Origin of the sequence: Streptomyces sp. NBC_01476, assembly GCF_036227265.1 — a bacterium.
GTDB lineage: Bacteria > Actinomycetota > Actinomycetes > Streptomycetales > Streptomycetaceae > Actinacidiphila.
Window position 1 is genome coordinate 3077336 of record NZ_CP109446.1, and the last position, 12896, is coordinate 3090231.

8 protein-coding genes are annotated in these 12896 nt (G+C 70.9%); 1 reads left to right on the forward strand and 7 read right to left on the reverse strand.

Annotated elements, in window-relative coordinates:
- Positions 1-89: 89 nt before the first annotated feature.
- Complete coding sequence (locus OG552_RS13720; protein ID WP_329132661.1) at positions 90-1688, forward strand: DUF2079 domain-containing protein; 1599 nt, start codon at positions 90-92, stop codon at positions 1686-1688.
- A gap of 54 nt (positions 1689-1742) precedes the next feature.
- Here the strand turns inward: OG552_RS13720 and OG552_RS13725 are convergent, their stop codons facing one another.
- The 7 genes from OG552_RS13725 to OG552_RS13755 all read right to left on the reverse strand — a co-directional run bounded on the left by OG552_RS13725 (position 1743) and on the right by OG552_RS13755 (position 12773).
- On the reverse strand, positions 1743-2675 hold the full coding sequence (locus tag OG552_RS13725; protein WP_329132663.1) for a TolB family protein: 933 nt from the start codon (positions 2673-2675) through the stop codon (positions 1743-1745).
- A 183-nt stretch (positions 2676-2858) separates the two neighbouring features.
- Positions 2859-3968, reverse strand: a complete 1110-nt coding sequence (locus tag OG552_RS13730) for a glycoside hydrolase family 19 protein (RefSeq protein ID WP_329132665.1) — start codon at positions 3966-3968, stop codon at positions 2859-2861.
- A gap of 177 nt (positions 3969-4145) precedes the next feature.
- Positions 4146-7706 (reverse strand): transcription-repair coupling factor, encoded by a 3561-nt coding sequence (gene mfd, locus OG552_RS13735; protein WP_329132667.1) that lies wholly within the window; start codon positions 7704-7706, stop codon positions 4146-4148.
- Positions 7707-8037: 331 nt separating this feature from the next.
- The gene (locus OG552_RS13740; protein ID WP_329132669.1) at positions 8038-10605 is read right to left on the reverse strand and encodes an ABC transporter permease; all 2568 of its coding nucleotides are present in this window, start codon (positions 10603-10605) and stop codon (positions 8038-8040) included.
- Positions 10602-11390: an ABC transporter ATP-binding protein gene (locus OG552_RS13745; protein WP_329132671.1), complete on the reverse strand. Its 789-nt coding sequence runs from the start codon at positions 11388-11390 to the stop codon at positions 10602-10604. Before OG552_RS13745 ends, OG552_RS13740 begins: the two co-directional genes overlap by 4 nt.
- A 379-nt stretch (positions 11391-11769) precedes the next feature.
- Positions 11770-12267: an SUKH-3 domain-containing protein gene (locus tag OG552_RS13750; protein WP_329132672.1), complete on the reverse strand. Its 498-nt coding sequence runs from the start codon at positions 12265-12267 to the stop codon at positions 11770-11772.
- Positions 12264-12773, reverse strand: coding sequence for a YwqJ-related putative deaminase (locus tag OG552_RS13755; protein ID WP_329132673.1), 510 nt, complete (start codon positions 12771-12773; stop codon positions 12264-12266). The genes OG552_RS13750 and OG552_RS13755 overlap by 4 nt, the downstream gene beginning before the upstream one ends.
- Between the last annotated feature and the right edge of the window lie 123 nt (positions 12774-12896).

Below are 12896 nucleotides of genomic sequence, written 5' to 3' on the forward strand. Positions count from 1 at the left end.
TCGTTCCTGTCCCATGGGTCCCGTCCGCACAGAGCGTCCCGTATCTTTTCCGGCAGACCCCGACCCCGTTTCCTTCAGGAGGACGACCGATGGACAGGGCCGAGGCCGTCATTCCGGCACAGGACATCAAGGACGCCCAGGACACCAAGGCCGTCGCGGCCGGTGGCCCGGCGGACTCGGGTGCCCATGCGGCCGGCGCCGGCCGGGGTGTCCGGCGGTGGGCACAGTGGCCGCGGCTCGACCCGTATCTGCTGACCGCCGTGTTCTTCGTGGCGTACCTGCTGCTGTCGGTGACGCGCTACGACCGGATGCTCACCATGTCCTGGGACCTGGGCATCTTCGAGCAGGCGATCAAGTCCTACGCGCAGCTGCACGCGCCGGTCGCGGATCTGAAGGGCCCCGGCTTCAACATCCTGGGCGACCACTTCAGCCCGATCACCGCGCTGATCGCGCCGTTCTACCGGGTGTTCCCGACGCCGGTGACGCTGCTGGTGGCGCAGGCACTGCTCTTCGCGGTCTCGGTGATCCCGGTCACCCGCGGCGCCGCGTATCTGCTCGGCCGCGGGCGGGGGCTGGCGATCGGGGTCGCCTACGGACTGTCGTGGGGTGTGCAGAAGGCGGTCGAGTTCGACTTCCACGAGATCGCCTTCGCGATGCCGCTGATCGCCTTCTCGCTGGAGGCGGTGCTGCGCAAGCGGTGGGCGGCGGCGATGTGGTGGGCGGTGCCGTTGATCTTCGTCAAGGAGGACATGGGCGTCACGGCCGCCGCGATCGGGGTCATCGTCTGGTGGCGCACCCGCCAGGAGCCGGAGCCGGAACCGCCTGCCGGGACGGACGACGACGGCCGCGACAGCCACGACAGCCACGACGAGGTCGCGGGGACGGGCGCGGGGCCGAAGCAGCGGCTCTCCGACGCACTGCGGTACGGGCCGTGGGGGATCGGGCTGGCCGGTTTCGGGGTGGCGGCGTCGGCGCTGGCGTTCGGGGTGATCATCCCGGCGTTCAACACCGCGGGCGGCTACGACTACTGGAACAAGCTGAACGGCCAGGGCGCACCGATGCCCGGGCACATCCCGTTCGCCACCGCGATCCACACGCTGCTGTGGATCCTGCTGCCCACCAGCGGGCTGCTGGCGCTGCGCTCGCCGCTGATCCTGGCCGCGCTGCCGACCATCGGCTGGCGGTTCATCTCGCACGACGACCACTACTGGGGCACCGACTGGCACTACAGCGCCGTGCTGATGCCGGTGATCGCGCTGGCGCTGGTCGACGCGGCCGACCGGTCACGGAGCAGCAGCCGGCCGTGGCTGCGTTCCTACGCCTCGGGGGCGCCGGCCGCGGTGGCCGGGGCAGCGCTGGCGCTGACTCTCACGCTGCCGCTCGCCACGCTCGGCCAGGGAGACACCTACACGGTGGACGCGCACACCAAGGCCGTCAAGCGGCTGCTGGACGAGATCCCGGACGGAGCGACGGTCGAGGCGAACGTCGGACCGATAAGCCGGCTGGTGCACCGGACCACCGTGTACTGGATCGGGGACACGCCGGGCGTGACGCCCGACTACATCGCGATCGACAACTCGAGCGGCTGGGTGCCCGATCCGCTGGTGTACGCCAAGGAGCTGCACCCGGCGGCGACGTACCAGATCGTGGTGAACTCCGAGGGGTATGTGATCCTGCACCGCACCTGAGGGCGAGGCCGGGGCCGGGGCCGGACGGCGTGGCCCGGACCGGCCCGGCCGCGGTCAGCTCATCGGGTAGTCGACGTAGGCGAAGCGGCGGGAGTCGGGGGCCCAGCTGTTGACGTTGAGACTGCCCTGGCCGCCGAAGAAGGCGAGGATGTCGCGGGGGGCGGCGCCGTCCGGTTCCATCAGGCGGACGATCACCTCGCGGTCGGCGGGATGGCCCTCGGTGCCGGGCGGGAAGCTGATGTAGAGGACATGGCGGCCGTCGGGTGACAGGTGCGGGAACCAGTTGACGCGCTCGTCGGAGGTGAGCCGGGTGAGTTCGGAGCCGTCGGGCCGCATCCGGAAGAGCTGGGCGTGGCCGGGGGTGACGGAGCCGTGCTCGGAGTTGAAGTAGATCCAGGCGCCGTCCGGGCTGAACTCGGGGCCGTCGGCGGGGGCGGGGCTGTCGGTGAGCCGGAGGTCGGGACCGCCGGCGGCCGGGACGGTGAAGATGTTGCGGTAGCCCCAGTCGTCCCCGCCGTACGGTTCGACGCCCACATAGGCGAGAGTGCGGCCGTCCGGTGAGATGCCGTGCAGGAAGTGCCGGAAGGGACCGGGCGAGCGCTCATTGGTGACGCGGCGGACCGGGCCGGTGCCGTCGAGCGGCACGGCGTGGATGTGTCCGTCGCCGGCGGACAGGTAGAGGGTGCGGCCGTCCGGGCTGAGCACGTGGTCGTTGTTGGCGTCGGTGATCGCGCCGGTGTCGATCACCTCGGGCACCGGCGCCGGGGAACCCGCGGCAGGTGGGCCCGCGGGGATCCGCAGCAGGAGGCCGTCCTGGTTGAAGACCAGCCAGCGGCCGTCCGGCGTCCAGTTGGGGGCCTCCAGGGCGCTGTCCGTGGTCTGGTGGACCACTCGCGGTTCGCCGCCGTTGATGTCGCCGACCAGCAGCCGGGCGCGCTGGCCGGGCGCGAGCGGTCGGATGTTCGTACCGGCTCCGGTGATCGTCACAGCCGCTCACCCTAACGGGTGGCGGCGCGGCGGCCCCGGCCCCGGTGCTCCGGCGGCCCCGGCTCCGCCCCAGCCCGGACGCTGGACGCGCCCCGCTCCTCAAGGTCCGGGAGCGGGGCGCTGGTTCAACGGGTACAGCAGGCCGGCGGGTACGGCGCATCCGCCGTGACATCCGGCCGGCGGTCAGCAGGACAGGTTGTTGCCCGCGGGCACGCCCAGGATCGAGGTGAAGTTCTGGTAGGAGTTCACCCGGCTCTGGACCTGCGCCGGGTTGCCCCCGTTGCACTCGATGCTGCCGTTGATGCTGCGGATGGTCTCACCGAAGCCGGCGCCGTTGACCATCGCGTTGTGCGGGGTCATGGTGCCGGGGCCGGTCTGGGTGTTCCAGTACCACAGGCCGGTCTTCCAGGCGACCGCCGCGTCGGTCTGGACGAGGTTCGGGTTGTGCAGGAGGTCGATGCCGAGCGCGTCACCGGCCGCCTTGTAGTTGAAGTTCCAGCTGAGCTGGATCGGCCCGCGCCCGTAGTACGCGGCCTGCCCGGCCGGGCAGCCGTAGGACTGGCTGGCGTCGCAGTAGGTCGGGTAGTTGGCCGTGTTCTGCTCGACGATGTAGACGAGGCCGCCGGTCTCGTGGCTCACGTTGGCGAGGAAGGCCGCGGCCTCCTGCTTCTTGACCGTGTCGCTGCCGGTGTTGGCGAAGCCGGGGTACGCGCTGAGGGCGGCGGTCAGCCCGCTGTAGGTGTAGAAGGAGTTCCGGCTCGGGAACATCTGGTTGAACTGCGCCTCGCTGACCACGAATCCGCCGGCGTTCGGCGGCGTGGTCGTACCGCCGGTGCTGCCACCGGTGCCGCCGGTGCAGCTGTACGGGTCCCAGTACCAGGTGCTGATCACCGGGTCGTAACCCGGGTTGTCGTGCTCGGCGATGTAGTAGTTGCCGTCGGTGTAGCGCACGATGTTGCCGGTGACGTAGTTCTGGCCCGCGGCCCACGCCGGGTAGTTGCAGCTGCCGCCACCGCCACCGGTCGTACCGCCGGTGCCGCCGGTGGAGCCGCCGCAGCTGCCCTGGTCGGCCCAGACGTCGGCGTTGCCGGGCGTCTCGCCCTGGGTCCACCACTTGGCCGACCAGTTGTGGCTGTTGTAGGAGGCGGCCATGCCGCCGGTGTAGACCGCGGAAGAGCTCCACGGTGATGCGCAGGTCGCGGCGGAGGCGGGGGACGCCAGCGGAACGAGGATCGCAAGTCCGACAAGGGCCGCGAAGGCGGCGAGGAACGCGATGATCCGTTGTCTCGACACGTGACCACTCCTTATGGGGGTTCGAGTGGGGTCGAGTCAGCACTCAAACGGAAATGGTCTGGACCTGTCAATAGTCCAGACCATTCCGTCAGGCAACGACCAGCGCAAACCGGCGACAATCAGCCGCGGACACCAGGACCTTTCACCAGCGGGCGCCTCACCGGCAGGCGCGCGGGCTCACGAACCCAGCACGGTCGTCAGGAACTCCGCGGTCCACTGGAGCAGTTCGCGCCCCACCACCGGCTTCCCGCCGATCCGGGCGGTGCTGGGCCGCGGCACCAGCACCTGCTTGGCCGCGTGCTTGACCAGCGAGCGCGGGTAGATCCGCTGGAGCCGCATCTCCTGCGACTCCCGCAGTTCCACCGGCCCGAAGCGGATGTTGGCGCCCTGCAGCGTGATGTCGCTGACGCCGACCTTCCGGGCCAGCATCCGCAGCCCCGCGACCAGCAGCAGGTTCTCCACCGGCTCCGGGAGCTTGCCGTAGCGGTCGGTGAGTTCCTCGCGGACCGCGGCGATGTCCTCCTCGGAGTTGGCCGCCGCGATGGCGCGGTACGCCTGCAGCCGCAGCCGCTCACCGGGTGCGTAGTCGTGCGGGACGTGCGCGTCCACCGGCAGCTCGATCTTGACTTCGAGCAGTGTCTCCTCGGGCTCACCGCCGGTCTCCAGCGCCGAGCGGTAGTCGGCCACCGCCTCGCCGACCATCCGCACGTACAGGTCGAAGCCGACGCCCGCGATGTGCCCTGACTGCTCACCGCCGAGCAGATTGCCCGCGCCGCGGATCTCCAGGTCCTTCATGGCGACGTACATGCCGGCGCCCATCTCGGTGTGCTGGGCGATGGTGGCCAGCCGCTCGTGCGCGGTCTCGGTGAGCGGCTTCTCCGGCGGGTAGAGGAAGTACGCGTAACCGCGCTCGCGGGACCGGCCGACCCGGCCCCGCAGCTGGTGGAGCTGGGAGAGTCCGAAGGTGTCACCGCGTTCCACGATGAGCGTATTGGCGTTCGAGATGTCGATACCCGACTCCACGATCGTGGTGGAGACCAGGACGTCGAACTTCTTCTCCCAGAAGTCCACCACCACCTGTTCGAGCCGCGACTCCCCCATCTGCCCGTGGGCGGTGGCGATCCGCGCCTCCGGCACGATCTCGCGCAGCCGGGCCGCCGCCCGGTCGATGGACTCCACCCGGTTGTGGATGTAGAAGACCTGGCCCTCGCGCAGCAGTTCACGCCGGATCGCCGCACCGATCTGCTTCTCCTCGTACGGTCCGACGAACGTCAGCACCGGGTGGCGTTCCTCGGGCGGAGTGGTGATCGTGGACATCTCCCGGATGCCGGTCACCGCCATCTCCAGGGTGCGCGGGATCGGCGTCGCGGACATCGTCAGCACGTCCACATTGGCCCGCAGCTTCTTCAGCTGCTCCTTGTGCTCGACGCCGAACCGCTGCTCTTCGTCCACGATGACCAGGCCCAGGTCCTTGAACTTCGTCTCCGACGAGAAGAGCCTGTGGGTGCCGATCACCAGGTCGACCGAGCCGTCCCGCAGCCCCTCCAGCACCGCCTTCGCCTCGGTGTCGGTCTGGAACCGCGACAGCGCCCGCACATTCACCGGGAACTGCGCATACCGCTCGGTGAAGGTGCCCATGTGCTGCTGGACCAGCAGGGTGGTCGGCACCAGGACGGCCACCTGCTTGCCGTCCTGCACCGCCTTGAAGGCCGCGCGCACCGCGATCTCGGTCTTGCCGTACCCGACGTCGCCGCAGATCAGCCGGTCCATCGGGACCGACTTCTCCATGTCCTCCTTCACCTCGGCGATGGTGGTCAGCTGGTCGGGCGTCTCCGCGTACGGGAAGGCGTCCTCCAGCTCACGCTGCCAGGGCGTGTCGGAGGCGAAGCTGTGGCCGGGGGCGGCCATCCGGGCCGAGTAGAGCCGGATCAGGTCGGCGGCGATCTCCTTGACCGCCTTCTTCGCGCGGGCCTTGGTCTTCGTCCAGTCCGCGCCGCCCAGCCGGTGCAGCGACGGCGCCTCGCCGCCGACGTACTTGGTGATCAGCTCCAGCTGGTCGGTGGGGACGAAGAGCCGGTCCCCGGGCTGGCCGCGCTTGGCCGCCGCGTACTCGACCACCAGGTACTCGCGGGTGGCGCCCTGGACCGTACGCTGCACCATCTCGACGTAGCGGCCGACGCCGTGCTGCTCGTGCACGATGTAGTCGCCGCCGACCAGGGTGAGCGGGTCGATGGTCTTGCGGCGGCGGGACGGCATCCGCCCCATGTCCTTGGTGGACGACTTCTGGCCGGACAGGTCGGTCTCGGTGAGCACCGCCAGCTTCAGCGCCGGGTCGATGAAACCGTGCTCGACCGAGCCGGTCGCGACATGGACGACGGAGGGCGCGAGGTCGGCGAGTTCCAGGTCGAGGCGGGCCGCGATGCCCTCACCGCCCAGCACCTCCACCATGCGGGCCGCCGGGCCGTGGCCCTCGGTGACGAAGACGGTCCGCCAGCCGTCGGCCAGCCAGCCCTTGGTGTCCGCCAGCGCTCTGGCGGTGTCGCCGCGGTAGAGCTCGGGGGCGTGCATGCCCAGCCGCAGGGTGTCGCCGAACTCGCGCTCCAGGCTGGTGTCAAGCGCCGGCACCTCGTCGGCGGCGAAGGGGCTCACCGACCACCAGGGCAGGCCGAGCTCGCGCGCCCGGTCCCGTACGTCCGCGATCGACCAGAGCGAGGCCGCGCCCAGGTCGATCGGGGCCTCGCCACCGCCGGCGGTGGCCGCCCAGGACGCCTCAAGGAACTCCTGGGAGGTCGCCACCAGGTCGGCGGCGCGGGTACGCACCCGCTCCGGGTCGCAGACCACCGCCATCGAACCGCCGGGCAGGACGTCCAGCAGCAGTTCCATGTCGTCGACCAGGACCGGGGCGAGGGACTCCATGCCCTCCACCGCGATGCCCTCGGCGATCTTGCCGAGGAGTTCGTCCAGCTCGGGGTGCTCGACGGCCAGCGCGGCCGCCCGCTCGCGCACCTGCGGGGTGAGCAGCAGCTCACGGCAGGGCGGCGCCCACAGGCCGTGCTCGGCGACTTCGAGGGACCGCTGGTCGGCGACCTTGAAGTACCGGATCTCCTCGACGTCGTCGCCCCAGAACTCCACCCGCAGCGGGTGCTCCTCGGTCGGCGGGAAGACGTCAAGGATGCCGCCGCGGACCGCGAACTCGCCGCGCTTCTCGACCAGCTCCACCCGGGCGTACGCGGCTGCCGCCAGCCCCTCGACCACAGTGCCGAGGTCAGCGCTCTGCCCGCTGCGCAGCGCCACAGGCTCCAGGTCGCCAAGGCCCTTGACCTGCGGCTGGAGCACCGAGCGGACGGGGGCGACCACCACCTGTACGGGACCGGCGGTCGGGTCGTCGGCCCGCGGGTGGGCGAGCCGGCGCAGGACCGCCAGCCGGCGGCCCACCGTGTCGCTGCGCGGCGAGAGACGCTCGTGCGGCAGCGTCTCCCAGGCCGGATACTCCACCACCGCGTCCGGCGGCAGCAGGGTGCGCAGCGCCGCCGCCAGGTCCTCGGCCTCCCGGCCGGTCGCCGTCACCGCGAGGACGGTGCGGCGGGCGCGGGCGGCCAGCGCCGCGATCGCCATCGAGCGGGCGGCGGGCGGACCGACCAGGTCCACCAGCGGGCGGGCGCCGGAGGTGGCGGCGGCGACCGCCTCGGCGAGGGCGGGGTCCTCAACGACGACGTCGACCAGGCCGTTCAGACTCATCAGGCTTCCGTCCCATGGGCAAGCGGTGTGGAGGTGCGTGGCGCCGTACGGGCAACGCGAACCGCCCGACACGTGTCACGGGCCGGGGGTACATCCAGCGTACGACGTGGCGCCGACACACACCGCCGGGACCGGATTCCCGGCGCCGCCAGGCCCCCGCGACGGCCCTCTCCCGGACCTTGCCCCCGACCTCACCGAGATCCCGGCGAACCCCCGCCGGGATCCGGCAGGGGGCATACGACGGCCCCGGGGCGCGGGGGGTGTGCGCCACCGGGGCCGCCGCGTCGGTGCGGACGGGAACCACCTGCCGATCAGCAGGTCACCGTACGGATCAGTCCGTCGCGATCGCGTTCAGCACGTTCATCCGTGCCGCTCTGAACGCCGGCAGGACCGCGGCCAGCAGGCCGACGACCGCCGAGAGGACGAAGACCACGGCTATCGTCGTCCAGGGGATCTGCAGGATGCCGATGCCCTGCGTGGCCAGCACCCGCTGGCCGGTGGAGCCCCAGCCGAGGCCGAGGCCCACGCCCACCAGAGCGCCGAAGAGCGAGATGACCACCGATTCGAGCCGGATCATCCGGCGCAGCTGGACCCGCGAGGTGCCGATGGCCCGCATCAGCCCGATCTCCCGGGTGCGCTCCACCACCGACAGGGCGAGGGTGTTCACCACGCCCAGCACGGCGACGATGATCGCCAGCGCCAGCAGCACGTAGATCATGTAGAGCAGCTGGTTGATCTGGCTCTGCAGCAGGTCCTTGTAGTCGGCCTGGTTGCGCACGTCGATCTGCGGGTACGGCTTCGCGACCGCCTTGAGGGAGGCGTACGCCTCCTTCTCCTTGCCGTCGACCGCCTTGGCCAGGATCAGGAAGTCGCCGGGCATCTTGTCCGCCGGCAGGTACTGCCGCGCGGTGGCGATGTTGGTGTACATCGCGCCGTGGTCGATGGTGGTGTCGTCGGTGGTGATCGCGGCCACCTTGAGTTCGGCGGTACGGCCGCCGACCATCGCCACCTTCAGCTCGTCGCCGAGCTTGAGGCCGTTGTCCTTGGCGAAGCCCTCCGGCACCGACATGGCGTTGGTGCCATAGGCGTCGGCGAGCTTGCCCTGCACCGCGTCGATCCGCACGTCGTCGGCGTAGGTCGGGCTCGCGGCGGTCAGCGAGTCCTTGAAGGTCTTGCCGCCCGGGGTGGTGAGGGTGGCGTTGACCACGGTGTAGTCGGAGAAGTGGTCGATGTCCTTCGCCGTCTTGAGGGCCCTCTCGACGCTCGGGGTCAGCGGCTGGCTGCCGTTGCTGCCGCTCTGCACGATGAAGTCCGCGCCGACCGAGGTGTCGAGCTGGTCGTCGGCGGAGGCCACCATGGACGAGCCGATCACCGACATACCGGCGACCAGCGCCAGTCCGATCATCAGCGCGGAGGCGGTGGCGCCGGTACGCCGCGGGTTGCGCAGCGCGTTGCGCTCGGCGAGCCGGCCCATCGGCCCGAAGAACCGCAGGATGACGACGCTGACCGCACGGACGATCACATTGGCCAGCAGCGGGCCGATGATCACAAAACCGATCAGGGTGAGCAGGACGCCGAGGCCCAGCAGGCTGCCGCCGGCCGAGGTCTTGTCCGCCTGGGAGGCACCCACCAGGGCGAGCACACCGGCCGCGGAGACCAGCAGGCCGAGCGCCGCCCGGATCCGGCCCGCCTTGGCGTCGGAGGGGGTGCCGGCGTCACGCAGAGCCGCCATCGGGGAGATCTTCCCGGCCCGGCGGGCGGGGATGTAGGCGGACAGCACCGTGACGACGACACCGAGGACCAGGCCCACCACCGGGGTGGTGGCCTTGATGGTCAGCTCGGACAGGTCGAGGTTGAGGCCGGCCGCGCCCATCAGCTTCATCAGCCCGATGGCCAGCCCGATCCCGGCGCCGATGCCGACCACCGACCCCGAGACACCGAGCATCACCGCTTCGATCAGCACCGACCGGTTGACCTGCCGCCGGCTCGACCCGAGGGCCCGCATCAGGCCGATCTCCCGGGTGCGCTGGGCGACCAGCATCGAGAAGGTGTTGACGATCAGGAAGATGCCGACCAGGACCGCGATCCCGGCGAAGCCGAGCATCGCGTACTTGATGAAGCTCAGGAAACCGAGGTCGTCCTGGTCCTTCTTCTTGGTCTCGGCCGCGGTGTCGATGGTGTAGGTGCTGCCGATGGCCGCCTTGACCTCGGCCTTGAGCCGGTCGTCGGTGACACCCCTGGCGGCGGTCAGCCCGTAGCCGGTGTAGGCGTCGGTCCGGCCGAGCAGCCTGGACTGCGCGGTGGCGGTGTCGATGTAGACCACCGCGGCGCCCGGGTTGGTGGTCTTGAAGGTGACGATGCCGGTGAGGGTGATCCGGAAGTCACCGGGGGCGGCGATCACCCGCAGGGTGTCGCCGATCTTCAAGTGGTGGTCCTTGGCGGTGTCGGCGTCGAGCACCGCGTCCGAGGGCCCCTGCGGCAGGTGGCCGGAGGTGAGTTCGACCGCCTTGGTCTCGGTCGGGTCCCAGTTGCTGACGATCGTCGGGGCGCCGGACGACGGGCTGATCTTGTCGTTGTGCGCGTCCGCGACGGTGACGTCCTGGCTGGTGACGTCGGGGTCGGACTTCGCGACACCCGGCACGTGGGTCAGCTTCTGCTGCAGGGACGCAGGCAGGGTGTCCGGGATGCCGGTGGCCTGCGCGTTCTTGACCTCCTTGGCGCTGACCGTGACATCGGAGGCGGTCGAGGCGAAGAGCCGGTCGAAGGTGGCGGTCATGGTGTCGGTGAGCACCAGGGTGCCGCAGACGAACGCCACCGACAACAGGACGGCGATGGCGGAGAGCGCCATTCTGCCCTTGTGCGCGAAGAAGTTGCGCACCGAGGTCTTCAGGACGGTCACGACGTCCTCCCACGGCCGTCGAAGGACTTCATGCGCTCCAGTACGGACTCGGCGGTCGGGCTGGTCATCTCGTCGACGATGACTCCGTCGGCGAGGTAGAGCACGCGGTCGGCGTACGAGGCCGCCACCGGGTCGTGGGTCACCATCACGATGGTCTGGCCGAGCTCGTCCACCGAGCGGCGCAGGAAGCCGAGCACCTCGGCGCCGGCCCGGGAGTCGAGGTTTCCGGTCGGCTCGTCGCCGAAGATGATCTCGGGGCGGGCGGCGAGCGCCCTGGCCACCGCGACCCGCTGCTGCTGGCCGCCGGAGAGCTGGCTGGGGCGGTGCTTGAGGCGGCCGGCCAGACCGACCGTCTCCACCACCCGGTCGAGCCAGTCGCGGTCCACTTTGCGGCCCGCGATGTCCATCGGAAGGGTGATGTTCTCCACCGCGTTGAGCGTCGGCAGCAGGTTGAACGACTGGAAGATGAAGCCGATCTTGTCCCGGCGCAGCTGGGTGAGCTTCTTGTCCTTCAGCTCGGTGATCTCCGTGCCGCCGACCCAGATCCGGCCTTCGGTGACCGTGTCGAGCCCGGCCAGGCAGTGCATCAGGGTGGACTTGCCGGAGCCCGAGGGGCCCATGATCGCGGTGAAGCGGCCCCGCATGATGTCGACGTCGACCGCGTCCAGGGCGAGCACGCGCGTCTCACCCGACCCGTACGCCTTGGTCACCGAGCGGGCTGCTGCGGCCACGGCCGAACGTTCTCCGTTGCCCCCGGCCTTGGGAATCGTCACTGCCGTCGTCACTTTCACTCCTGGGAAGTCGGTCCGCGCCAGCCGTCGGGCTGCCGCGCCTGTGGGTCTGCCGATGGTGCGTCTCAGCCTGCCGGGCCGTGCCGGGCGGCACGATGGAGCAGGTCCCCGTTCCTGGGTGGGGGTAGCCCCACCCCGCTCGCGGGGCAGGGGCTCTCCACCCCGTGTTAAGACCGTAGGGACCGCACGGACCTGGATCGTCATCCGGCGGGACGAACCGGCGGACGCCGGAAGTAGGTCACTCCCCCTAGGGGAGTGCTACCTGCGGGCCAGACGGACCTCAGGGTCCGCCCCGGGCACCATCGCGGATGGCGGGTACACGGACGCGCCGGAGGCCGGACGCGGCCCAGGACCGCGGTCGTCTGACGGCTGCTCAGCCCATCGTGAGGCGGACCGGACGCACCCCGCCGATCAGCGCGGCCAGCGCCCGGTCGATGTCGGGCCCGGCGTACCAGTCGCCGGTGTGGTCCACCGCGTAGACCCGGCCCTCGGCGTCGATCGCCAACAGGGCGCCGGTAGCCGCCTCCTCGCCGAGCGGGCTGATGCCGATCTCCAGTGCGCGGCCCAGGTCGCCGAAGGTACGGGCCAGGTGGAGGCCGCACAGCGGGTCGATCAGCACCGCGCTGGGCGCGATCTGCCGCCTGGGCCCTGACACCGCCGGGATCGCCAGGCCGCCGAACTCCGCCCACGCCTCGACCGCCGCCGGGAACACCTCGTGCCGGTGGCCGCCGGGCGACTCGTACGCCCGCAGTTCGTCGGCCCACACCTCGGCCTGCTTGATGTCCCAGCGGCCCGGCTGCCAGCCCGCCGCGCGCAGGGCGGCGTCCACGCCGACCGGGAAGCGGGTACTGCCGGGCATGACGTCGCTCATGCGCCGTCCGCCGACGGGTCGAAGGCGTACACCCCGAAGTGGGCAAGCAGCGGCGCGCAGGAGCGGCACGGCGGGGCGTAGGCGCCGTGCGCGGGGTCGCCGTCCTCACGTATCCGGCGGGCGGTCAGTTTCGCCCCGCGCAGCGCCTTGCGGGCCTCACTGTGCGTGAGCGGACGGCGGGAGGCGCGCTTGCCGCGGCTCGCCTCGACCGCCGCCAGGTGGCGGGAAATCAGCACCGCCTCCGGACAGCGCCCGGTGAACCGCTCGCGCTGCCCGACCGGCAGCCCGTCCAGGAAGTCCTGGACCACCGGGTGGAGTTCCGGCGGCTGCTCGCTCTTGGACCCGGTGCAGGTCAGCACCTCGTCGCGGATGGACAGCGCGGCGGCGACCGCCGGCAGGATGCCGTCCCTGCGGTGCAGCAAAGGCGGCGGGACGGCCGGGTCGTGCTGGGCGATCCAGGTCAATCGCGGGTCGACGGCCCCCGCCGCCTGTAGGCGAGTTGTCATATTGTGCGTGCATCCCTCCGTCCACCCGCCCGTAAGCGGGCGATCCCCCGTCTGTCGATCAGAGTGCCAAACGCGCCACTGAATGGGGAAGCGGAACGCCGTCCATCACCCATCGTGTGTGGG